18 protein-coding genes are annotated in these 22,937 nt (G+C 72.7%); 3 read left to right on the forward strand and 15 right to left on the reverse strand.

All coding sequences use genetic code 11. From position 1 onward, the window contains the following. Nucleotides 1-5 precede the first annotated feature (5 nt). Nucleotides 6-2,855 (reverse strand): tetratricopeptide repeat protein, encoded by a 2,850-nt coding sequence (locus tag ACWC5O_RS03685; RefSeq protein ID WP_450584713.1) that lies wholly within the window; start codon nucleotides 2,853-2,855, stop codon nucleotides 6-8. Beyond that, nucleotides 2,852-3,310 carry a hypothetical protein gene (locus ACWC5O_RS03690; protein ID WP_450584715.1) on the reverse strand — a complete coding sequence of 153 codons (459 nt, stop codon included), beginning with the start codon at nucleotides 3,308-3,310 and terminating at the stop codon, nucleotides 2,852-2,854. The genes ACWC5O_RS03685 and ACWC5O_RS03690 overlap by 4 nt, the downstream gene beginning before the upstream one ends. A gap of 134 nt (nucleotides 3,311-3,444) precedes the next feature. Between ACWC5O_RS03690 and ACWC5O_RS03695 the strand changes: the two genes are divergently transcribed. Next, the gene (locus ACWC5O_RS03695; RefSeq protein WP_450780914.1) at nucleotides 3,445-3,729 is read left to right on the forward strand and encodes a hypothetical protein; all 285 of its coding nucleotides are present in this window, start codon (nucleotides 3,445-3,447) and stop codon (nucleotides 3,727-3,729) included. Nucleotides 3,730-3,792: 63 nt separating this feature from the next. Here the strand turns inward: ACWC5O_RS03695 and glpK are convergent, their stop codons facing one another. Continuing rightward, entirely contained in the window at nucleotides 3,793-5,307 is a 1,515-nt protein-coding gene (gene glpK, locus ACWC5O_RS03700) for a glycerol kinase GlpK (RefSeq protein WP_450584717.1), read from the reverse strand. A gap of 44 nt (nucleotides 5,308-5,351) precedes the next feature. Further along, the gene (locus ACWC5O_RS03705; RefSeq protein ID WP_450584719.1) at nucleotides 5,352-6,119 is read right to left on the reverse strand and encodes an IclR family transcriptional regulator; all 768 of its coding nucleotides are present in this window, start codon (nucleotides 6,117-6,119) and stop codon (nucleotides 5,352-5,354) included. A 198-nt stretch (nucleotides 6,120-6,317) separates the two neighbouring features. On the opposite strand from ACWC5O_RS03705, the gene ACWC5O_RS03710 reads away from it, so the two are divergent. Beyond that, complete coding sequence (locus ACWC5O_RS03710; protein ID WP_450584721.1) at nucleotides 6,318-6,743, forward strand: ATP-binding protein; 426 nt, start codon at nucleotides 6,318-6,320, stop codon at nucleotides 6,741-6,743. Here ACWC5O_RS03710 and ACWC5O_RS03715 read toward each other — a convergent pair. The 11 genes from ACWC5O_RS03715 to ACWC5O_RS03765 all read right to left on the reverse strand — a co-directional run bounded on the left by ACWC5O_RS03715 (nucleotide 6,683) and on the right by ACWC5O_RS03765 (nucleotide 21,718). Then, nucleotides 6,683-7,804, reverse strand: coding sequence for a PP2C family protein-serine/threonine phosphatase (locus tag ACWC5O_RS03715; RefSeq protein ID WP_450585069.1), 1,122 nt, complete (start codon nucleotides 7,802-7,804; stop codon nucleotides 6,683-6,685). The genes ACWC5O_RS03710 and ACWC5O_RS03715 overlap by 61 nt on opposite strands. A 204-nt stretch (nucleotides 7,805-8,008) precedes the next feature. Next, on the reverse strand, nucleotides 8,009-8,767 hold the full coding sequence (locus tag ACWC5O_RS03720) for an IclR family transcriptional regulator (RefSeq protein WP_450584723.1): 759 nt from the start codon (nucleotides 8,765-8,767) through the stop codon (nucleotides 8,009-8,011). 43 nt (nucleotides 8,768-8,810) lie between these two features. Continuing rightward, nucleotides 8,811-9,374 (reverse strand): DUF6817 domain-containing protein, encoded by a 564-nt coding sequence (locus ACWC5O_RS03725; protein ID WP_450584724.1) that lies wholly within the window; start codon nucleotides 9,372-9,374, stop codon nucleotides 8,811-8,813. Nucleotides 9,375-9,402: 28 nt separating this feature from the next. Beyond that, the gene (locus tag ACWC5O_RS03730) at nucleotides 9,403-10,611 is read right to left on the reverse strand and encodes a sensor histidine kinase (protein WP_450584726.1); all 1,209 of its coding nucleotides are present in this window, start codon (nucleotides 10,609-10,611) and stop codon (nucleotides 9,403-9,405) included. After that, nucleotides 10,608-12,353, reverse strand: coding sequence for a sodium/solute symporter (locus tag ACWC5O_RS03735; protein ID WP_450584727.1), 1,746 nt, complete (start codon nucleotides 12,351-12,353; stop codon nucleotides 10,608-10,610). Before ACWC5O_RS03735 ends, ACWC5O_RS03730 begins: the two co-directional genes overlap by 4 nt. Then, nucleotides 12,350-12,691: a hypothetical protein gene (locus ACWC5O_RS03740; protein WP_450584729.1), complete on the reverse strand. Its 342-nt coding sequence runs from the start codon at nucleotides 12,689-12,691 to the stop codon at nucleotides 12,350-12,352. Before ACWC5O_RS03740 ends, ACWC5O_RS03735 begins: the two co-directional genes overlap by 4 nt. 113 nt (nucleotides 12,692-12,804) lie before the next feature. Continuing rightward, nucleotides 12,805-13,572 (reverse strand): LytR/AlgR family response regulator transcription factor, encoded by a 768-nt coding sequence (locus tag ACWC5O_RS03745; RefSeq protein WP_450584730.1) that lies wholly within the window; start codon nucleotides 13,570-13,572, stop codon nucleotides 12,805-12,807. A gap of 45 nt (nucleotides 13,573-13,617) precedes the next feature. Beyond that, on the reverse strand, nucleotides 13,618-15,993 hold the full coding sequence (locus ACWC5O_RS03750) for a glycoside hydrolase family 65 protein (protein WP_450584731.1): 2,376 nt from the start codon (nucleotides 15,991-15,993) through the stop codon (nucleotides 13,618-13,620). A 110-nt stretch (nucleotides 15,994-16,103) separates the two neighbouring features. Then, on the reverse strand, nucleotides 16,104-18,290 hold the full coding sequence (locus ACWC5O_RS03755) for an RICIN domain-containing protein (protein WP_450584733.1): 2,187 nt from the start codon (nucleotides 18,288-18,290) through the stop codon (nucleotides 16,104-16,106). Between the two features lie 21 nt (nucleotides 18,291-18,311). Then, on the reverse strand, nucleotides 18,312-19,670 hold the full coding sequence (locus ACWC5O_RS03760; RefSeq protein ID WP_450584735.1) for a ricin-type beta-trefoil lectin domain protein: 1,359 nt from the start codon (nucleotides 19,668-19,670) through the stop codon (nucleotides 18,312-18,314). A 170-nt stretch (nucleotides 19,671-19,840) separates the two neighbouring features. After that, nucleotides 19,841-21,718 carry an ABC transporter ATP-binding protein gene (locus ACWC5O_RS03765; RefSeq protein ID WP_450585071.1) on the reverse strand — a complete coding sequence of 626 codons (1,878 nt, stop codon included), beginning with the start codon at nucleotides 21,716-21,718 and terminating at the stop codon, nucleotides 19,841-19,843. Nucleotides 21,719-21,904: 186 nt separating this feature from the next. On the opposite strand from ACWC5O_RS03765, the gene ACWC5O_RS03770 reads away from it, so the two are divergent. After that, nucleotides 21,905-22,888: a lysylphosphatidylglycerol synthase transmembrane domain-containing protein gene (locus ACWC5O_RS03770; RefSeq protein ID WP_450584737.1), complete on the forward strand. Its 984-nt coding sequence runs from the start codon at nucleotides 21,905-21,907 to the stop codon at nucleotides 22,886-22,888. Nucleotides 22,889-22,937: the final 49 nt, after the last annotated feature.

The raw sequence follows: 22,937 nt of genomic DNA on the forward strand, positions 1-22,937 counted from the left end.
CGGCTTCAGTCGACGATGATGCCGGGATAGCAGTGATCATGATTCCAGCCGGGCTGGATCGCGTAACCGCAGTGGCACGACTCCGGCCGGGCGGGCTTGCCCTGCGAGCGGCGGCGCAGCGCGACCGCGAGCGGCTGCCGGGCGAGCCACGCCGCGGCGTCCTCGCCGTCCCACCGGCCGAGCGACTCGGCGGAGACGACGAGCCCGTCGGCCAGCGCCTCGAAGAGGACGTCGGCCCGCCCGAGCAGGAAGCGCAGCACGTTCCCGCAGTAACGGGGTTCCATGTCGTCGAGACGGTGGCGGCGGTCCTGCGCGTCCTGCCAGACCTCGTCCTGGTTGAGGAGGGTCACGTAGTGCTCCTCCAGCGTCCAGGTCCTGCCGCCTTCGCCGGGCTCGCCGCTCAGCCGGTCCCGTACCGCCTCGTGGGCCTCGGACACCTCGCGCAGCAGTTCCTCGAACTCGGCGGGGCGTTCCGCCGCGAGCCGCCGGCAGAGGTCCATGGCCTCCTCGGTGACGGCCAGTGCCTCCTTCCCCTGCCCGCTGAGCGAGAGGTAGGTGCCGAGGGAGGACAGGACCCTGGCCAGCTCGGCCTCATGGGCGGTGGGATTGGCCTCCGCCAGCCGCCGGTTGATCCCGGCAGCCTCCCGGAGGGCGGTCACCGCGTCGTCCCGGCGGCGCGCGCCCCACAGGAAGAAGCCCAGGTTGGCCAGGGCCGTCGCCAGGTCGGACTCGTCCACCGCGACGGGCCGGGTGAGGCCGGACGTGTCCGCCGCGGGTCCGGCGGCCACCAGTCGCCGGAGGATGGCCACCGCGCGCTCGGCGGCGGTCAGGGCGTCCGGCCAACGCCGCAACCGCCAGGAGAAGATGGCCGCGTTCACCAGCGTCATGGCGAGACCCGGCTCGTAGGTCACGGGGTCGGTGGCCGCCAGCCGCTGGAAGATCCCCATGGCCCGCTCGGTCGCCGCGAGGCCCTCCTCGGGCTTGCGCGCCTCCGACATGCCCTGACCCAGGTAGGACAGGGAGACGGCGAGCCCGGGTTCGTACGCCGCGTCGACGGCGGTCAGTCGCCGGAAGATGCCGACGGCCTCCTCGGCGGCCCGGCGGCTCGCCTCCGCGCGGTCCGCCGCGAAGGCGCGCTCGCTCAGCTCGGCCAGGGCGGTGGCCAGAGCCGGCTCGTGCGCGCCGCTGTCGGCGGCGGCCAGCCGCCGGAGGATGCCGACCGCCTGCTCGGTGACGGCCACGGCGTCGCCCCGGTGGCCCGCGCGCAGCATGCGGAACCCGAGGTCCTGGTACAGCCGGGCGTGTTCGGCGGGGTCGTCGGTGGCGGCGAGCCGGTGGTCGGTGAGGCGCCGGGCGAAGGCGGCGATCCCCGCGTCGAGGTCCGGCTGCCCCTGGCGGGGCAGGTGCGCGTCGACGGCTTCCAGGACGGCGGGGGCGAGGTCGAGGGCGGCGAGCGCGGTCAGGGCGGCACCGCCGGCGTCGACCGCCAGGGCCGGGTCCGCGCGCAGCAGGGTTTCCAGGTGCCGGACGGCGTGCGGCCAGCGGTGCGGCGCCGCGGCCGAGGCCAGAAAGGTCAGGGCACGGGCGAGGTACGCGGGTGGCGAGCCGTCCGGGTCGCGGGCGACGAGCGCGCCGACGACGTCGGCCGCCCAGGGAGCGGTGGGGTGGCCGGTCACCTGGTGTCCGGGCAGGCTCAGGGCGAGGAAGTCCTCGGCCAGCCGGTCGGGGTAGAGCGGTTCCAGGACGGCGCCGGGCTCCTCGGGCGGATAACAGGTGGTGTGGTCGGTGAGCAGCCGCCCGGGGCGCTCCAGACCGAGACCGCTCAGCAGCGCGGTGCCGTCCGGGTGTGCGGCGGCCCCGGTGAGCGCCGCGGTGAAGACCACCTGGCTCATGGAGCTGGGCGGCGTCTCGAAGTCGAGGCCCTCCAGCCGGAGTTCGTACAGCCGGGTCCAGTGCCGGTGTTCCCGGTCGAGCAGGTAGGCGGACAGGCCCGCCATGTCCCGCGGGGGTCTGCTGCCGCGCGTGTGGGCGTCGACGGCCACCAGGGCGGCCATGTGCAGCGCGAGGACGAGACCGAACTCCGGCCGGTCCAGGTGGTCGGGTACGGCGATGACGGACGGGCCGGTGAGACCGTAGCGGGCGGCGAAGCAGTCCCGGGCGACGGTGAACATGGTCTGCCGCTCGCCGAGTCCACCAATCCGGTCGTCCAGCGGCCGTAGCGCGCGGTCGCCGGTCTCCATCCCGGTGTCCTCCAGCGCGGCGCGCACGGCCGGCCAGGGGCTGACGGACCGGGCGAGCAGCAGCACCCGGGTCGGCAGCTGGCGGTCGAGCAGCTTGTTGCTGAACAGCCAGGTCAGATGGGAGAGCGGCCAGCGGTCGGCGTAGTCGACGACCAGCAGCAGCCCGGCGGCACCGTCGAGGCGCAGGTCCTGGCTGCCCAGGTGCGGCTGGACGGTGCCGGACCCGTGGGTGGCCGTGACGACCTTCCAGCCCGCCGCGGCGCTGTCGGCGGCGAACCGGGCGGCGAGCCGGGTCTTGCCCTGGCCGCCGGGGCCGTGCAGCCAGAGGGCCGCGGCGCGCGGGCCGTCGCCGTCGCGCCACCCGGCCAGCTCGGCCCGCTCCCGGTCACGGCCGGTGAAGTCGACGATCTGGAAACGGGCGTTGAGCAGACGGCTGGGCTGGGCGGTGAGCCAGGCGGTGTCCTGGTCCACGGCAGCGACGGCCGGACGGTGCTCGGAGAGCAGATAGACCGGGCCGCGGTCGGGAAAGACATGCAGATCGGCACCGATGACGCCGTACCCGAACCCGCCCTCGACACGGACCACCTGCCGGGGCCCCGGGACCGCATGGGTCACTTGGCTTCTCCGCCGCCTCCCTGTCCCGGCGGAGCCTGGTGCACGATGACGTTGCCGCCCTGGACCGCGAAGACCTGCCCGCCGTCCTTGGCGACGTTGTTCTGCACCCATGCGCGCTGCGTCTCGGGCAGCCGCTGCTGGATCTCGCCGATCAGCGCCCGCAGTTCGTCGGCGGCGTCCGGGTGTTCGCCGAGCAGCGACTCCAACTCCAGCTGCCACACGGGGAGCAGGCTCTGCCGGACCCGCTCGGCGTCGTCCGCCCGCACGACCAGGGCCGCGTTGTTGTCCAACTGGGCCTCGACGGCAGCCTGCCGGCCCTCTCCGCGGCGGCCGAACAGCTTGGCGATCCCGCTCCGCGCGACCGTCCAGGAGTCGGTGGCCATGGCCCCGACCACCGTGGTGCCTCCGGCCAGAATCAGTTCCTCCAGCATCATGCCCCCGTCCTGTGCTCTCAAGAACCCTGCTCCGTACGCCTATTGTCCATGCTGGTGATCAAGTCCGGCACCGGGGCAGGGCTGTCAGTGGTGTCGGGCGTGCTGGTGCGTGAGTCGAGGCACAGGGGGGCGGCACGTGGGCGGAGTCGACACGCGTGACGCGGAGGGCCGACCGCTGCTGCTCGGCCAGGCGAAGTCCCGCGTCGAGCCGGGCTCGTGGTCCGGTCCTGAGCTGGTTCCTCTCGGACGCCCCCCGTGCACCCGTCGGGGCAGGCCCTGCGGATCGGCCCCTGGGAGCAGACCTCGACCGGGCTCGGCTGGAGCTGCTGCGGCTCTCCCCCGTCCGGGGCATCGCCCGGCTGTGCGCCCACCGGCGCCGCGACGCGTACGAGTGGTACGAGTTCGTCTGGTGGATCCCCTCCGACACCCGGGAGGACTGACGCTCGCCGAATCAGCGGCCCTGGCCGCCGAGACCGGACCGCAGGCCTGACGGACAGCCCGGCTCAGGGCGACCGCGGCGGTCTCACCCACCCCAGAGACCGCTCGACGGCCCGCTGCCAGTTCTCGTACTCCCACTGCCGCACCCCGGGGTCCATGTCGGGCAGCCACTGGCCGGCCCGGTGCCAGTTGCGGCGCAGTACCGCCAGGTCAGACCAGTAGCCGGCGGCGAGGCCGGCCGCGTAGGCGGCGCCGAGGGAGACGGTCTCGGCGACCATGGGCCGCACCACGGGGACGTCGAGCACGTCGGCCACGAACTGCATGAGCAGGTTGTCGGCCGTCATGCCGCCGTCGACCTTGAGCTGCTTGAGGGCGATCGAGGAGTCGGCGTTCATGGCGTCGACGACCTCACGCGTCTGCCATCCGGTGGCCTCCAGGACGGCTCGGGCCAGGTGTCCCTTGGTGATGTACGAGGTGAGGCCGACGATGACGCCGCGCGCGTCGCTGCGCCAGTGGGGTGCGAACAGACCCGAGAAGGCGGGGACGATGTAGCAGCCGCCGTTGTCCTCGACCGTCCGCGCGAGGGTCTCGATCTCCGGGGCGCTGCTGATCAGCCCCAGGCGGTCGCGGAACCACTGGACCAGAGCGCCGGTGACGGCGATCGAACCTTCCAGGGCGTAGGCCGGCGGCGAGTCCCCGATCTTGTAGGCGACGGTGGTGAGGAGTCCGTTCCGGGACCGCACGAGGTCGTTGCCGGTGTTGAGCAGCAGAAAGCTGCCCGTTCCGTAGGTGCACTTCGCCTCGCCCGGGGAGAAACAGGTCTGGCCGAAGAGGGCGGCCTGCTGGTCGCCGAGGGCGCCCGTGATGGAGACGCCCGGGAGCAGCGAGCGGGCGTCTCCGTACGTCTCGGCGGAGGACCGGATCTCGGGCAGCATCGAGTGGGGCACACCGAAGAAGGCCAGGAGTTCCTTGTCCCAGGTGAGGCTGCGGATGTTCATCAGCATCGTGCGGCTGGCGTTGGTGGGGTCGGTGATGTGCAGGCCGCCGTCGGCGCCGCCGGTGAGGTTCCAGATGAGCCAGCTCTCGATCGTTCCGAACAGCACCTCCCCGTCCTTCGCGCGCTGTTCCAGGCCCTTGACGTGGTCGAACAGCCAGCGGATCCGCAGCGCCGAGAAGTAGGTGGAGGGCGGCAGACCGCACCGTTCCAGGAAGAACTCCTCTCCGGGCCGCTGTCCGAGGTCCTCGACGAGCGGCGCGGTGCGGGTGTCCTGCCAGACGATCGCCCGGCCCAGCGGAGCGCCCGTGCGCCGGTCCCAGAGCACGGTGGTCTCCCGCTGGTTGGCCAGGCCGATGGCGGCGACCTGTCCTGCGTCGAGGCCGGCGCCGGACAGCGCCTCGGGCACGACGCGCTGCAGGTTGTGCCAGATCTCGACGGCGTCGTGCTCGACCCAGCCGGGCCGGGGGAAGTGCTGCTGGTGCTCCCTCTGTGCGACCGACACCAGCCGTCCTCGGTGGTCGAACAGAATGCATCGGGTGGAGTTGGTGCCCTGATCGATGGACATTACGTACCGTTCAGCCATGATCGGGTCTGCCTTCCGACGGGTCGGGGAGCGGCGGTCCGGGTCTACCAGCGAGCGGCCCCCAGGTCTCTGGAGATCGCCCGCGCGGCCTCGCGGATCAGGGTGATCTGACTCGGGCGGGGGTGACCCTGGTTGTCGCAGATCCGCTCGACGGGCCCGGACAGCCCGATGGCGCCGACGACGAGGCCGCCGTGGCCTCGGATCGGCGCGGCGAGCCCGGCCTCGCCCATGCTCATCTCCTGGATCTCGGCGGCCCAGCCGAGTTCCCGGACCTCGGCGAGCGCCCGGGTCAGCTGCTCGGGGGTGACCAGGGTGTGCCGGGTGTACGACTCCAGCTGCAGTTCCTGGCCCGGCTCCAGGGCTGCCGCCCCGTAGGCCAGCAGCACCTTGCCGAGCGAGGAGGCGTGCAGGGGCAGCAGCGAGCCCACGTCCAGGGTCTGGAAGGTGTCGTCCGGCCGGAACACGTGGTGCACCACGAGAACCCTGCCCTCCAGCGGGGTCCCCAGGCGCACCGATTCCCCGCTGCGGGCGGCGAGGGCGTCGGCCCAGTTGAGGGAGCGCGACCGCAGCTCGTTGACGTCCAGGTAGCTGGTGCCGAGGTGCAGCAGGGCGGCCCCGAGCTGGTACTTTCCAGTCGCCGCGTCCTGTTCCACGAAGTCCACGTGCTGGAGCGTGCGCAGGATGCCGTGGGCGGTGCCCTTCGCCAGGCCCAGCGAGGCCGCCACCTCGCCGAGCCCGAGTCGGCGGGGCCCGGCCGCGAGCAGCCGCAGGATCGCCGCCGCCCGTTCGATGGACTGGACTGGGCCGGCCATGAAGCGAGCGTATTACCGCCGGGGGCGCTTCGCTTCACGGGCGGATGGGGCGGCCTCGCTTCGGACGGGACGCAAAGCGTTCGGTAATGCCGACCATCGTTCATTGACCCGCCTGGTTTGTCTCCATAACGTGCTTCAAAGCCCGGAAAAGCGACCGCGGAACGGCGCACGGCCGGCAGGAACACCCGAGGAGTGAACATGGCGGCTCAGCTCAACACGCTGCTGCGTGAGGCGTGCGAACACGTGTGTTCGCTGCCTCCCGTCACCGGCGCCGTCCCGGCTGTACGCCGCCGTGCGCGCACCGTCCTCGCCGACTGGGACGTGTCCTCGGAGATCGTCGAGGACGCGTTGCTGATGGTGTCCGAGCTGGTCACCAACGCGATCGTGCACGCCCTGCCCCCGGCCCGGCTGCGGCTGTCGTGGGTTCGGTCCGACGAGCACCGCACCCTGCGCGTCGAGGTCACCGACACCGGTCCCGCGCTTCTGGGCGGACAGTCCCGGGTCGGGATCGACCCGGACGAGCACGGCCGGGGCGAGGCGATCGTGCACGCCCTCGCGACGCGTCACGGCATACGCGTCCACGCCGGCGGGGTCACCCGCTGGGCCGACATCGTCGCGGTCTGAAGCCCGGCCTCCGGCCGGGACTGCGCGGGGACGGGTTCGGCCACGGTCCGCTTGCGCAGCAGGAGCAGCGCGGCGTCGTCGTGCAGCCGGCCGCCCACGTGGGCCAGCAGTTCGTCATGGAGCGCGGTGAGCGTACGTGCCGGCTCGTCGCAGGCGTGGCGGGCCACCCCTTCGGCCAGCGGGTAGAACTCGCGAGCGTGGTCACGGGCCTCGGTGACCCCGTCGGTGTAGAGCAGCAGCTGTTCTCCGTCGGCGAAGGGCAGGAGCTGGAGGCGCGGGGCCTGACCCGACAGGGCGCGCAGCCCGAGCGGCGGAGCGGGATCGGTGGACTCCACCGCCTCGACCGCTCCGGACGCGGAGATCAGCAGGGGGGGCGCGTGTCCGCAGTTGACGACCTCCAGCTGCCCCGTCCCCGGGTAGCCGGCGACCACGGCGGTGACGAAGTCGTCGGGGCCGAGGTTGCGCGCCAGGCTCCGCTCGATCCGGTCGACGACGGCGAGGAGGTCGGGCTCGTCGTAGGCGGCCTCACGGAAGACGCCGAGCACCAGTGCGGCGGTCCCCACGGCAGGCAGCCCCTTGCCGCGCACGTCGCCGACGATCAGCCTGACCCCGTGCGGGGTGGACACCAGGGCGTAGAGATCCCCGCCGATCCGGGCCTCCGCCGCGGCGGCGCTGTAACGGACGGCCACCTGGAAAGGGCCGACGGTCTCCGGGACGGGCTGGAGGAGGGCGTGCTGGGCGGCCTCCGCGACCGTACGGACCGCCGCGAGGACCCGTTCCCGGCGGCCGCGCAACGCGCTGGCCAGGGCACTCGCCGCGGTGACGGCCAGCAGGGCCGACACGACGGCCGCCAGTTCACGGTGGGGAACCCCGCCCCTGGCGCCCAGCACCGCGCCCAGCACGGCGGCCAGGAGACCGACGCAGAGCACACCGCGCGGCCCGTTGGTGGTGGCGGCCAGCGCGGGTCCGGCCACCAGCAGCGGCAGGCAGATCATCCCCGCGCCACCGGCGAGGTCGACGATGACGACGACGGAGACGATCAGCACCGGCAGCACGGGCATCCCGGCGGCGAGCGGCCCGGCTCCACGCCGGTGGGCGGATGCCCGGAGCCGGCTCGCCCGGTTGCTCGACGGCCGTGTCGGCCAGTGGTGTCGCGCCTGCCTCATGTCTCGTCCGAAGTCCTCGCCTTTACGGGGTGCACATACCGGAACATCCGGTCATTCCAGGAAACGGGCTGAGCGTGGGCAGCCACAAGGCGTGGATTTTCAGATAGTGAGCGAGAGGCTCGTGGTCACACGTCTCGCGACCCGGATCAGCCGTGACCGGATCTCCTGGAGCTGCGCGTGCCGCTCCACCGGCAGGGAGACACCGAGCGAGCCGAGTGTGTCCCCGGAGTAGACGGGCACGGCGACGCACACCGTGCCGAGTGCGTACTCCTCGAGGTCCGTGACGGCCGGTGCCAGGGGGGAGGTGTCGAGCCTGCGCAGCAGTTCCGGACGGCTGGTGATGGTCCGTGGCGTGAGATCGGGGAGGTGGTGCCGGGACAGGTAGTCCTGGCGGCCGTCCTCGTCCAGTTCCCGCAGCACGGACTTGCCCAGCGCGGTGGCGTGGGCGGCGTCCTCGAACCCCACCCAGAGCTCCGCCCGAGGCGCACGGGGGCCGTCGACGATCTCGGCGACCCTGATCTCGCCGTCCTCGTAGAACGTGAGGTAGGAGGCACTGGCCAGCTCGTCCCGCAGCGCGGTGAGCGTGGGGCGGACGCGGCTGAGCAGCGCCTGGGTGTTGCCCGCCGAGTGCAGCGACGTCAGCTTCTCGCCCAGGACGAAGACACCGTCGTCGAGTTTGCGCAGGTACCCGTCGTGGACCAGGGTGCGCAGCAGGTGATAGGCGGTGGCCAGGGGCAGCCCGGTCTCGCGTGCCAGCTGTTTCGCCGGCGCGCCGTTCTCGTGCGCGCTCACCGCCTCCAGCAGCCGGAAGGCCCGCTGCACGGACGTGATGAGGGTCGGGCCGTCCTGAGCGCCCATACGAACAGACTGCGTCGGGCATCCGGCACAGGCAAGGCAGGTCTCACTGCGCGGACGCGGCGAGGACCGTGCGGCAGTCCAGCCAGGCGTCGGCGCTGAGCAGGTCCTGAAGCCGGGTGAAGAGGGCGAGGAGGTCGGGGCCCCACTGGTCGCGGAAGGCGGGGTCGATGCGGGCGAGGTCGAGTTCGTTCGCGGCCGACAGTTCGGCGAAGTCCCGGCGCAGCCGCGGCTCCGGAACCCGGGCGAGGCCGGTGAAGCGGTCGTGGAAGGGGGCGTCGGGCCGGGCGAGATCCGGGTAGGTGGCCTTCCGGTCGCAGGAGGCGTACACGTAGACGATCTCCTCGGCCTCGGTGCCGATCACCGCCGCGAGGTCCGTACGGCGGTCCACGGGCAGTAGTCCGGTGGGAAAGCCGTCGGTGCCGTAGAACGCGTGGCAGAGCCCGGCGAGCTGGAGGGCGGGGCGGGCCTGCCACAGGGCGAGCCGGGCCTGGACGCGCCTCAGGTGCGCGAGGAGGGTGCCGCCGGGGTGGGCCATGCCTTCCGCTCCCAGCTCGCGCAGCAGGGCCACGGCCTGGTCGGCGGCGGGGAAGGCGGGCTCGGTGTCCATGCGCTCCTTCTCTCTCATGTCGTCGCGTTCATGTCGGCGGGTGTACGGGACGGACGCCGGAACGGAACTTCGGGACGCGTACGGTGATCTTCGTGCCGGCCCCGACGCCGGTCTCGATGACCAGGCCGTGCGCGTCGCCGTACACCTGGCGCAGTCGCATGTCCACGTTGCTCAGGCCGATGCCGGCCGACGGGCCGCCCCTGCCGCGCAGGATCTCGCGCAGGCGCTGCGGGTCCATGCCGACGCCGTTGTCCTCGATGACGACCCGGGCCTCGGTGCCCTCGTCCTCCGCGGTGATCGTGATGCGGCTGCGGTCGACGGACTCCTCCAGACCGTGTTTGAGCGCGTTCTCGACGAGGGGTTGCAGGCAGAGGAAGGGCAGGGTGACCGGCAGCACCTCGGGGGCGATCCGCAGAGTCACCTCGAGGCGTCTGCCGAAGCGGGCGCGGGCGAGTTCGAGGTACTGCTCGATGGAGCGCAGCTCCTCGGCGAGGGTGGTGAAGTCGCCGCCCCGGCGGAAGGAGTAGCGGGTGAAGTCGGCGAACTCCAGGAGGAGTTCCCGGGCCCGCTCGGGGTCGGTGCGGACGAACGAGGCGATGCTCGCGAGGGAGTTGTAGATGAAGTGCGGGGAGATCTGGGCGCGCAGGGCCCGGATCTCCGCCTCGATCACGCTGGAGCGGGCCCGGTCCAGGTCGACGAGTTCGAGCTGGACGGAGACCCAGCGGGCCACCTCCTCGGCGGCCCGGACGATCACGGCGGACTCCTGGTCGCCGAACGCGGCGAGCGTGCCGGGGGCCCGGCCGTCGACGGTGAGCGGTGCCACGACCCCGCGGCGGACGGGGCAGGTGTCGTCGTCGCAGGACAGCGCGAAGGTCTGGGCACGGCCGGTGCGCAGGGCGTGGGCGAGGTGCGCCTCGGCCTCCTCGCGGTGATGGTCGCCGACACCGTCCCAGGCCAGCACGGACTCCTCGTCGGTGAGGGCGAGGGCGACCGTGCCGAGCAGGGGGCGCAGTCGCCGGGCCGCCTTGCGGGCCGTGTCCGCGGTGAGGCCGGCGCGCAGGGGCGGTGCGGCGAGCGAGGCCGTGTGCAGGGTGTGGAAGGTGGCCCGTTCGACGGGGGTGCCGGGACCGGCCGGGTTCTCCTGCTGCCGGCGGGCGCCGGCGTGGCCGAGGGCGGCGCCGAGCGCGAACAGGGCGAGCGCGGCGAGGGCCAGGGCGACGGTGCCGAGTGCGCTCACGGGCGCCCCTGGGTGTCGAGCAGGGCGGGCCGGCCGGTGAGTGTCTCGGGCAGATGGAGCCGGGCCATCGTGGCGGCGGCGCTCTCGGGGACGCGGTCGCGGGTGGCCAGGGAGATCAGCACCATCGCGGCGAACCCCACCGGCACCGACCAGACGGCGGGCCAGGCCAGCAGGGTGTGCAGCCGGCCGGAGCGGGCGCCGCCCGCGATGGTCACCGTCACCGCGGCGAGCGCCGAGCCGCCGCCGAGGAGCAGTCCGGCGACGGCGCCGGGCGGGGTGAGGCCGCGCCACCAGATGCCGAGGAGCAACAGCGGGCAGAACGAGGAGGCGGACACGGCGAAGGCCAGGCCTACCGCGTCGGCCACGGGCAGGTCGCTGACGACGGTGTTGGCGGCGGTGGGTACCGCGATCGCCGGCAGCGTCGCCAGCCGGAAGTGCCGGATGCCGAGGGTCGGCAGCACGTCCTGGGCGAGGACGCCGGCGACGGACATGGTGAGTCCGGAGACGGTGGACAGGAACGCCGCGCAGGCGCCGCCCGCGACGAGTGCGCCGAGCAGGTCGCCGCCGACTCCGCCGATCAGCCGCTGCGGCAGCACGAGGACGGCCGCGTCGGTGTCGCCGGTGAGCAGCAGGTCGGGCGCGTAGAGCCGGCCGAGCACGCCGTAGAGCGGGATCAGCAGATAGAAGGCGCCGAGCAGGCCGAGTACGACGACGGTGGTGCGGCGGGCGGCGCGGCCGTCGGGGTTGGTGTAGAAGCGCACGACGACGTGCGGCAGGCCCATGGTGCCGAGGAACGTCGCGAGGATCAGTCCGTAGGTGGCGTACAGGCCGTGCTGTTCGCGGCCGGCCGACAGCGGGTTCGCCCAGCTCGACGGGGCCGCGTCGGCGCCGCCTGCGTCGGGCAGGGGTACACGGGCGCCGGGCGGGAAGCCCAGGGTGGTGTCGGCGCCGATCCGGTGGGAGCCCGCGTCGAGGGTGAGCGGGCCGCCGTCCAGGGCCCGTCCGTCGACGGTTCCGGTCGCGGTGATCCGTACCGGCTCGTGGACGGTGAGGGTCAGCGGACTGTCGAGGCGCACCTGGGTTGAGCGCTGGAAGACGGGCCGTTCGTCCCAGGAAGGGGCCGGAGTGTGGTCCGTGCGCCAGGCGAGCAGCAGGAACACGGCGGGCACCAGCAGGGCGGTGAGTTTCAGCCAGTACTGGAAGGCCTGGACGAAGGTGATGCTGCGCATGCCTCCGGCCGCCACCGCCACGGTGACCACGGCGGCGACGACCAGGCCGCCGAACCAGCCGGGCACACCGGTGAGCAGCCGCAGGGTCAGTCCGGCGCCGCGCAGCTGGGGCAGCAGATAGAGCCAGCCGACGCCGACGACGAGCACGCTCGCGATCCGCCGGACGGCCCGGGACTCCAGCCGTGCCTCGGCGAAGTCGGGCAGGGTGTAGGCGCCGGAGCGGCGCAGCGGGGCGGCGACGAAGGCCAGCAGGACCAGGAACCCGGCGGTGTAGCCGATGGGGAACCACAGCATGTCGACGCCCTGGGCGAGGACCAGTCCGGCGACGCCGAGGAAGGAGGCGGCGGACAGGTACTCGCCACTGACGGCGAACGCGTTGAGCCGCGGCGGGACGCTGCGCGAGGCGACGTAGAAGTCCGAGGTGGTCCGGGAGATGCGCAGACCCAGCGCGCCGACGAGCACCGTGGCCAGGACCACGGCCGTCACGCCGGCGATTCCGTACGTCTGGTTCAACGCGCGGTCACGTCACCCTCGTTGCGCTCGGCACGGCGGACGTACCAGGCGCCCGTGCACAGCAGGGCGGGGTACGGCGCCACGCCCAGGACGAGCCAGACGCCCGGCCAGGTGTCGGCGAGCGGCAGCAGCCGCAGCAGGACGGGGAGCAGGCCCAGCGAGGCCGCGAGCAGGACGGTGGCGGTGAGCGCTGCCCGCATCTGGCGGCGCATCAATGGCCTTACTGCCGAGTCGTCGTCGGCCGGGGCCGTCGTGGGGCGGGGCCGGGGCAGGCCGGCGTGGTCGGTGCCGGGCCGTCCGGTGACCACCTCTCTGCGAGGGACGGACTCCGCACCCATGACGCACTCCCGACGCCGCGGTGATCACCTTGTTGCGGCGAGTGTACGCAGCGCGCCATCGGTGAGGTAGACGCCGGACGAGGTTCGCACACGCTCGCCACAGCCGCCCGCGGTCACCGTGGCCTGCCCACCGCGCCCTGGGCCTGCCGCGCCAGCAGGTCCCGCAGTTCCCGGGCGTTGCGGCGGCTCACGGCGAGGATCCGGTCGCCGATGCGGACGGTCAGGTTGCCGCCGTCCAGGCGCAGTTCCTCGATGCGGCCGAGGGCGACCAGGCGGCTGCGGTGGATGCGGACGAAGCCGCGGGAGCGCCACTGTTCCTCCAGGGTGGACAGCGGGATCCGCACCAGGTGGCTGCCGCGCGGGGTGTGCAGGCGCGCGTAGTCGCCCTGGGCCTCGACGTAGGTGATGTCGGCGATGGGGACGAAGCGTGTCACCCCGCCCAGTTCCACGGGCACCTGGTCGCCCAGCGCGTTGGCCGGGGCCTGGACGACCCTGGTCAGCTCGGCGACGCGCCGTACTGCCTCCGCGAAGCGCTCCTTGCGGAGGGGCTTGAGGAGGTAGTCCACGGCCTTGAGGTCGAACGCCCGCAGTGCGAAGTCCTCGTGGGCGGTGACGAAGACGATCAGCGGCGGTGCGGCGAAGCCGCCGAGCAGGTCCGCCAGGTCGAGGCCGCTGAGGCCGGGCATGTTGATGTCGAGGAAGACGACGTCGACGGCCTCGGCGCCGTCCGGCCCGGCCTCCCTGGCCCGTTCGAGCAGGCGCAGTGCCTCGGTGGCGTCCAGGGCGGGCAGGACGGTGCCGATCCGCGGGTCCCCGCCCAGGAGGTACAGCAGTTCCTCCAGCGCGGGTTCCTCGTCGTCCACCGCGAGTGCGCGCAGCATCTCCCGCATCTCCTCGTCTCCGCTTCCCTGCGAGCACCCAGAGTGTCAGTCCGGCAGCCGCATGCGTACCCTCTCCCCCGGACCGACGCGCACCACACGGTCCGGCAGCCGGATGTCGATGGGAGTGGGCCCCGAGGCCTTCGGCATGGCGGCCTCCAGCTGGCCGGAGCGCAGCCGCAGGTGTACGCCCCAGTGGCCCCGGTAGCGCAACGAGACGCCGTAGGAGGAGAGTTCCGGGAGCGGGACCGGGTCGAGCCAGAGTTCGCTGTCGCGCGTCTCCAGGCCGGTGAGGCAGCGCTGGACGAGGTCGAGGGTGCCGGCCATGGCACCGAGGTGGATGCCCTCGCCGGTGGTGCCGCCCTGGACGTCGGCGATGTCGCCGCGCAGCGCCTCCTGGACGAAGGACCAGGCGTCGGCGCGGCGGGCGCGGGCCAGGATCCAGCCGTGGACCAGGCCGCTGAGGGTGGAGCCGTGCGTGGTGCGGTGCAGGTAGTGGTCGACCGTCGCGGTCCAGGTTTCCTCGTCGAGGCGGTGTCCCAACCAGGCGAAGAGAGAGCGGAGTTCGGCGGGTGAGAACAGGTAGCCGAGCATCAGGACGTCGGCCTGTTTGGACGCCTTGTAGCGGTTGACGGTGTCGCCCTCCGCCTCCAGGATCCGGTCCAGGCGCCGGATGTCGCCGTACCGCTCGCGGTAGCCGTGCCAGTCCAGTTCGGCGAGATCGCCGTAGCCCTCGAACTGGCTGATCACGCCGTCGTGGAAGGGCACGTGGAGGGTGCGGGAGATCTCCTCCCAGCGGGCGAGTTCGCCTTCCCTCAGGCCGGTGCTCTCGACGAGTTCGCGGCGGCGCGGCTCGGGCAGGGCGCGCAGCAGGTCCAGGGTGCGGGTGAGGACCCAGGCGGCGGTGACGTTGGTGTACGCGTTGTCGTCCAGGCCGGGTTCGGGTGCGCCGGGGTAGGCGTCGTGGTACTCGTCGGGGCCGACCACGCCCCGGATGCGGTGCCGGCCGAGGTGGTCGTCGTAGGTGGCCGAGTCGGCCCAGAAGCGGGCGATCTCGAGGAGCGTCTCGGCGCCCTCGGTGTGCAGGAAGTCCATGTCGCCGCTGGCCTCGCAGTACTGCCATATGTTGTACGCCACGGCCGAGCCGACGTGCCGCTGCAGCCGGGAGTGGTCGGGCAGCCAGCGCCCCGAGCGCGGGTTGAGGTGCAGTTCCTGGGTCTCCTCGCGGCCGTCGCTGCCGCTCTGCCACGGGTACAGCGCACCGCGCAGGCCGGCCTCGCGGGCCGTGTGCCGGGCCGCGTCCAGGCGGCGGTGGCGGTAGTGGAGCAGGGCGCGCGAGACCTCGGGCAGATGGAGGTTGAGGTAGGGCAGGACGAACAGTTCGTCCCAGAAGACGTGTCCCCGGTACGCCTCGCCGTGCAGTCCGCGTGCGGGTACGCCGACGTCGAGGTCGGCCGTGTGTGGGGAGAGGGTCTGCAGCACGTGGAAGAGGTGCAGGCGCAGGATGCGGCCGGGATCTCCGGGTACGTCGAGTTCGGCCCGCCGCCACAGCTGCTCCCAGGCCGTGATGTGCGAGGTGAGCAGCTCGTCGAAGCCGGGCGCGTCGGCGACCCGGTCGAGGGCCGCGCACAGCGGGTCGCTGATGGCGGGGTCGTGGGAGGTGTGCAGGGCGACGGTCTTGTCGACGGTGACCGTACGTCCGGGCTCCACGGACAGCCGCAGGTGCTGTACGGCCCGCTGCGCCTCATGGGCGTCCGACACCGGCACGTCGGCGACCAGCCGGGAGGCCAGCCCGATGGCGGTGTCCGAGGTACGGGTGTGGCAGCGCAGCCACATCGTGCCGGGCGCGGCCGCGCCGCCCGTCTCGATGTGGGTGAGGTGGCGGCCGTCCAGGTCCCGGTAGCGGGCCACGCCGGAGTTGGTGACGCTCCCGTCGAGCGCGGCCTCGACGTCCAGCTCGGCGGCGCGGCCCTCGGCGGTGAGGTCGGTGCGCAGGGCGGCGAGGTGCGGGTCGGCCATGTGGACGAGGCGGAGCTGCCGGACGAGGAGCGTGCCGTCGGTGCCGAGCAGGTAGCGGGTACGGCGCTCCAGTACCCCCGGGTCCAGGTGGAGGACCTGCTGGTGTTCGGTGACCGGGGCGGTGTCGGGGGTGAGCCAGTCGCCGCCGACGGGGCGGAAGCGGAGCGGCAGCCAGTTGGGCAGGTTGACCATGTCCTCGTTCTGGACCCGGCGCCCGGAGATCTCGGAGGTGAGCCGGTTGTAGCAGCCGGCCGCGTAGGTGCCGGGGTAGTGCACGGTGTCCGCGGCGCACTCGGTCAGCGCCCCGCGGGTGGCGAAGTAGCCGTTGCCCAGGGTGCACAGGGACTCCCGCAGGCGTTCCTCCGCGGGGTCGTAGCCGTCGTACTCCCACAGCAGACCCGTCACCGAAGCGGTCCTTCCGTCCTCCTCGGTCCAGTCTGCCTCGCTGTCGGGAGATCGGCCTGCGGAGCAGGTGCGACGGGCGAGGTCCCCCTTGTCCCCGCCCGTCGCACCGGTCAGGGGTAGCCGGCGAGGTCGGCCACGTTGGTGGCCGAGTTCGAGGGTCCTCCGGTGTTGTTGACGACGTGGCTGATGGTGCCGGTGCCGCCGAGGGAGACGGTCACCATGCTGGTGAAGCGGACGCCGGAGGTGTTCGGTGCCTCGATGGCGTGCGCGGCGGTCACGGAGGGGTTGACGTTGAAGTAGCAGTAGCTGCCGAGGCCGTAGGCCTGGTGGCTGGTGACGGAGTCGGCGACCTTGTAGGCGGCGTAGCCCTGGGTGGAGCCGTTCATCCAGGCCGCCTGGTTCGGCGGGTCGTAGGGCATCTCGTTCTGGAAGAAGTAGGTGCGGCCGCCGTTGCCGTTCCAGAGCACCTGGTACCTCTGGAAGTGCTCGACGAACAGCCCGTACATGGTCACGTCGTCGCCGTTGACCACGAGCCCGGTGTCGGCGGTGTTGCTGGTCCAGCCGACGCCGCTGCCGTGGTCGGCGCGCCAGATCCACATGTGGTCGCCGATGACGTTGTCGCTGTTGACGACGATGCTGGTGGCCGCCTTGCCGACGCCGGCGCCCCCGACGCGGACGTAGACGTCGTGCAGGGAGGTCGGGTCGGCCGCGTGGGAGGCGGCGGAGCCGGCCGGGCCCACTTCGAGAAGGCTCTTGGAGCTGGTGGTGCCGGCGTCGAAGAGCAGGCCCGCGATCTTCACGCCGTCGACGTCGGCGACGGTCATCGCGGTGATGCCGTTGTCCGGGACGAGGGTGGCGAGACCCAGGCCGAGGACGACGGTGTCGGGGCGGGTCACCTTCAGGGTCCGGTCCAGGTGGTAGACGCCCGGGGTGATCAGGAGGTTCTTGCCCGCGGCGAGCGCGGAGTCGATCTGGGACGCGGTCGCGCCCGGCTTGACGACGTAGAAGGTGTCCAGGGACAGCGAGCTGCCCGCCGGGCTGCCGCCGGCCCAGCTGGTCGCCGTGGAGTCGGACCGCACCGACGGCACGAACACCTGGTAGGCGCCGTTGCCGTCGACGTACAGGAACGGCTTCTCCCGGCTGACCGGGCTCTGCGCGACCGTCGTGTAGGGGGGGTTGGGGAAGCTGGTGGCCGGGACGCCCTGGCTGCCGACGAAGACCATGTTCCAGTTGGACCCGGTCCAGCTGCCCAGCTGGGAGTTGCGGGTCAGCCACTGCTGCTGGCTGCCGGAGTCGACCCGCCCGTCGACCTTGCTGTCGGCCAGGTAGCCGCCGCTGGACCAGCCGCCGTCGTCCAGGGCCAGGTTGCCCCGCAGGTGCATCCGCCGGTACGGCGCCGCCTGCGAGACCGCCCAACGGTCGCTGCCGCCACCGGGGTTGACCGACAGGTTCTCGGCGCCACGCCAGAAGTTCTGCGTGGCGTTGCCCTGGAACCAGTCCGCCTCCGCGTGCACCGCGCCGTTGACGGAGACGGCGTCCGGGGTGAGGCCGAGGCCCAGCACCTGCGTGTAGAAGCCGACGTTGACGTCCGCGCTGTAGGCGCCGGGCTTGAAGAGCACGGCGTAGCGCTGGGAGCCGAACTGGTTGGTCTCCTGCTGCGTGAAGATGGTGTCCAGCTTGCTCTGGACGGCCGAGGACGACATCGACGGGTCGAGGACGACGACGTTCGGGCCGAGGTCGGGGTTGCCGGCGGACTGGGTCACCGGGACCACCTGGAAGCGCTGGGCGGCGGTGCCGTTGCACGTGTACTGCACGAACTGCACGCTGTCCGCGAGTGAGGCGCCCGGATCGTCCAGGCACTTGCCGCTGCCCCGGTTGACGAAGTGGAAGGCGCCGCCGCCGTCGTCCACCGGCAGCCACTGCTGGTTGGCGCCGCCGCCGTAACTCCACAGGTGCACTTGGGCGTTGTCGGCGGTGGAGACGTCGGCCACGTCCACGACCTGGCCCGTGTTGTTGCCGTTGCCGATACGGACGTAGCCGTCACCGGTGGCGGTGAAGCTCCACTGCTGTGCCGTGGTGCCGTTGCAGGTGTACTGCTGCACGACGGTGCCGTTGGCGGTGCCGGCCGCCCTGGCGTCCAGGCACTTGCCGCTCGCGGCGTCGACGACGGTGGCGAGGCCGGTGGGCAGGGCGGCGGAGGTCGCCGCGCTCGCGGGTGCGGCGGTGAGCAGGGACGCGGCGGTCACGGCGACCAGCGCGCCGGCCGTCGATCTGCGACGGCGGGTGAGGGGAGGCACGGGTTCTCCTGGAGGACGGGGTCAGCCGGTGTAGCCGGCGAAGACGCGGGTGTAGTCCCAGGCGGACTGGGAGACGCCGGAGCAGCTGTCGGCGGGGCCGCCGTTGCACGGGCGGTCGCGGTTGGCGGACCAGAAGGTGAGCCGGGCGAGGTGGTGCTGCCGGGCGTAGGCCAGGATGGTCCGGAAGTCACTCACCGTGACGGTCTCGTTGTTGTCGGTGATGCCGTTCATGGACGAGATGCCCATGTCCCGGTAGGCCTGGTCGTCGCTGTAGTGGTAGGCGTTCTTCAGCGCGTTCTTCAGGCCTTCGGCGGCCTGCGTGGTGAGGTTGCCCATGTTCTGCCCGGCGCCGCCGAAGTCGAACGGCATGATCGCCCATGCGTCCACGGTCAGCCCGGAGGAGGCGGCCCGGTCGATGAGGCCGGTGTCGGGGCCGCTCTGCCCGGTGCCGATGGTGATGTACGCCTTCAGGCCGGGGTTGTCGGCCTTCACGGTCTTGAGCGCGTCCACGGTGCGCTGCTGCACGGCGGGGTTGCTGTAGGCGTCGGCCTCGATGTCGATGTCGATCGCCTTCAGGCCGTAGGCGTCGATCACCTTCTGGTAGGCGGCGGCGAGTTCGCCCGCGCTGGAGCAGGAGCTCTCCAGCTCGTTGCCGCTGTAGCCGCCGAAGGACGGGATGACGTCACCGCCGTTCGCCCGCACGGTGTTGACGGTCTGCTGGTCGACGCCACCGGCCAGCGGGCGGCTGCCGTCCCACTGGGGGTTGCAGTAGCCGTTGCTGAGCACGAAGGCGAGCGTGAACCACTTCACGCCGGTGGCCTGGGTGATCGTGCTCGGGCTCGGCGGGCTGCCCCAGCCGTTGTAGAGGTACGGCGCCACGGCCATCGGCGCGGACGGGGCGGTGCCGCCGTCCGCCGCGGGCGCGTTCCGCTTCTGGTTGGCGCCGCCGGTGCAGCTCCAGATCTGGGCGCGGGTGCCGCTGGCCGAGGAGTTGCCGGTGACGTCCAGGCACTTGTCGGCCTGCGGGTTGACGATGTCGTGGGCGGCGGTGACGGTCCACTTCTGGTTCGCGCCGCCGGTACAGGACCACAGCTGGACCCTGGCGCCGTCGGCGGTCGAGTTCCCGATGACGTCAAGACACTTGCCGAGGGCGCGGACGGTGCCGTCGCCGCCGACCGTCCACTGCTGGGCTGCGGTGCCGTTGCAGTCGTAGAGCTGAACGGCCGTGCCGTCGGCGGCACTTGCCCCGGCGACGTCGAGGCACTTGCCGGCGAGGCCGGTGATGGTGCCGGTGGCGGCCCGCGCCGGGGCGGCGGTGAGCAGGCCGGTGGTGAGGGCCAGGGCGGCGAGCGAGACGGCTGCGGGGAGTGGTCTGGCCATGTGCGGGGGTGGCCTTTCACGTGGGGGGTGCCCGGGCGCAGGCCCAACACAGGGGTGGCGGCAGGGTGTTGAGTGCATCCGGAGTCTTTGTTTAAGGCGTGAAGTTAAAGGTCCGGACCACTGGAGTCAAGGGGGTGGGCAGCAACCCGCGCCGCCCACCCCCCGCGGTCTCAGACCGCGGTCACCTCGTCGCCCCGCTGGGCGAACTGCGTGCGGTGCAGCTCCGCGTACCGGCCGCCCGCCGCGAGGAGTTCGTCGTGCGTGCCCCGCTCCACGATCCGGCCGGCCTCCACGACCAGGATCTGGTCGGCGGCCCGGACGGTGGACAGGCGGTGGGCGATCACCACGGCGGTGCGGCCCTCCAGGGCCTCGGTGAGCGCCTCCTGGACGGCTGCTTCCGAGGTGTTGTCCAGGTGGGCCGTGGCCTCGTCGAGGATGACCACGCGCTGGCGGGCCAGCAGCAGCCGGGCGATGGTCATGCGCTGGCGCTCGCCGCCGGAGAGCCGGTAGCCGCGTTCACCGACGACCGTGTCCAGGCCGTCGGGCAGGGACCGTACGACCTCGGCGAGGCGGGCCCGGCCGAGCGCGTCCCACAGCTCGTCGTCCGTCGCGTCCGGGCGGGCGAGCAGCAGGTTGGCGCGGACGGTGTCGTGGAAGAGGTGGCCGTCCTGGGTGACCATGCCGAGGGTGGCCCGCAAGGAGGCGGCGGTCAGGTCCCGGACGTCGGTCCCGCCGATGCGGACGGCTCCGGCGTCGACGTCGTAAAGGCGCGGCAGCAGCTGCGCGATGGTGGACTTGCCGGCGCCGGAGGAGCCGACGAGGGCGACGGTCTGGCCGGGTTCGGCGCGGAACGAGATGCCGTGCAGAACCTCGGCGCCGCCGCGGGTGTCGAGGGCGGCGACCTCCTCCAGGGAGGCGAGGGAGACCTGGTCGGCGGACGGGTAGGAGAAGGTGACGTCCTCGAACTCGACCGCGACCGGACCCTCGGGCATCTCGACGGCGTCCGGCTTCTCCTCGATGAGCGGCTTCAGGTCGAGCACCTCGAAGACCCGCTCGAAGCTGACCAGCGCGCTCATCACCTCCACGCGGGCTCCGGCGAGCGCGGTGAGCGGAGCGTAGAGCCGGGTCAGCAGCAGCGCGAGGGAGACGACCGCGCCCGCCTCCAGGGTGCCGTGCAGCGCGAACCAGCCGCCGAGGCCGTAGACCAGGGCCAGGGCAAGGGCGGAGACGAGGGTGAGGGCGGTGATGAACACCGACTGGGCGGTCGCCGTGCGCACGCCGATGTCACGCACCCGGCGGGCGCGTTCCGCGAACTCGGCCGACTCCTCCTCCGGGCGGCCGAACAGCTTGACCAGGGTGGCGCCCGGCGCGGAGAAGCGCTCGGTCATCCGGGTGCCCATGGCCGCGTTCAGCGCCGCCGCCTCCCGCTGCATCCGCGCCATCCGGCTGCCCATGCGGCGGGCCGGCAGCACGAACACCGGAAGCAGCACCAGCGCGAGCAGGGTGATCTGCCAGGACAGGGTGAGCATGACGGCGAGGGTGAGCAGCAGGGTCACCAGGTTGGTCACCACGCCCGACAGGGTGTTGGCGAACGCGCGCTGGGCGCCGATCACGTCGTTGTTGAGCCGGCTGACCAGCGCGCCCGTACGGGTACGTGTGAAGAACGCGACGGGCATGCGCTGCACATGATCGAACACGGCCGTGCGCAGGTCGAGGATGAGTCCCTCCCCGAGCGTCGCAGACAGGCGCCGACCGAGGATGCCGAGCCCCGCCTCCGCGAGGGCGACGAGCGCGATGAGCAGGGAGAGCCGGACGACCTTCCCGGAGTCGTGACCTGCCACGATCGTGTCGACGACGTGGCCGGCGAGCACGGGCGTGGCGACGGCGAGCAGTGCGGTCACCACCCCGAGCAGCACGAAGCGGATGATGCCCGCGCGGTGCGGGCGGGCGAAGGCGGCGATGCGGCGCAGCGTGGCGCGGGCGAAGGGGCGGCGCTCCTGCTGCGCGGTCATCACGCTGTGCAGCTGCGTCCAGGCGGTGGTTTCCATGCTCATGGGAGAGAACGTAGGACCTCAAGCTTCGTTGAGGTCAATGTCTGCGCCATTTCAATCCCACCGACGTCCTCGCACCCGAAGGCTCCCATGCCCCTCCCCTCTCATCCGCTGCCCGTCCGTAAGCCGCCGTCCCCGCTTCGGCCACCCGCCGTTGGTACGGCACGGAAAACCTCTCCCGATGTGACAGCGGTACGACTCCCCGACCTCCGTGAGGGACGCCTCCCCCGGCTCGCCCGGAGCGTCCCCGTGCGGCAGATCCTGTGCCTGCTTCCGCTCCTGCTCGTCGCGATCGTCGCGGTGCGGCACCGGTCGGTGCTCGCCGAGGGATTCGGCCAGCTGCGGACCGCCTCGTGGCCCTGGCTGCTGGCGGCGGCCGGCACCACCTGTCTGACCTGGGTGGCCGCGGCCGTCACCCGGCAGAGCGCCGTCGTCCAGCGGCTGCCCCGGTGGCGGCTGCTGGCGACCCAGTTCGCGGCGGGCTCGGCCAACCACCTGCTGCCGACGGGGCTGGGCGCGGGCGCGGTCAACCTGCGGTTCATGAGCGTGTGCGGGGTGCCGCTGGCCCGCTCCTCCGCGGCTCTCGCGCTGTACCTGCTCGCCGAGTCGGTCGGCCGGCTGAGCCTGCTGGCCGCGCTGCTGCTCGCCTTCCCGGACGCGCTGCGGCTCGGCACCCTGCTGCCCGCCGGGGCCGTCGGACCGGTGCTGTCCGTCGCGGGCGCGGTGCTCGTGGTGGCGGTGGCCGCGCTGGCCCTCGTACGCCGCCTGCGCACGCCCGTGCTCGGCTTCGTCCGCACCGCCGTGGGCGAGGCCCGCTCGGTGCACACGCGTCCCGCCCGGGCGCTCGCGCTGTGGGGCGGCTCGCTCGCCTTCCCCGCGCTCCAGGCGGCAGGCCTGGTGGCGGTGGGGCGGGCGCTGGGACTGCCGGTGCCGCCCGCGCACATGGCGCTCGCGTACCTGGCCGCGACGGTCGTGGTGGCACTGGTACCCACGCCGGGCGGGCTCGGCTCGGTCGAGGCGGCGCTGATCGTGGCGCTGGTGGCGGCGGGCGGCCCGGTGGCGGTGGCCACGGCGGTGGTGCTCGCCTACCGCATCATCACCGTCTGGGTACCGCTGCTGCCGGGCGCGTTGACGCTGGGGGCGCTGGTGCGGTTGAAGGTCATCTGAGCGGCACGTCGCACGGCGTCTGCGGCGCCCGGAAGCCGGCCGCGCATCC

Source organism: Streptomyces sp. NPDC001450 (assembly GCF_053597295.1).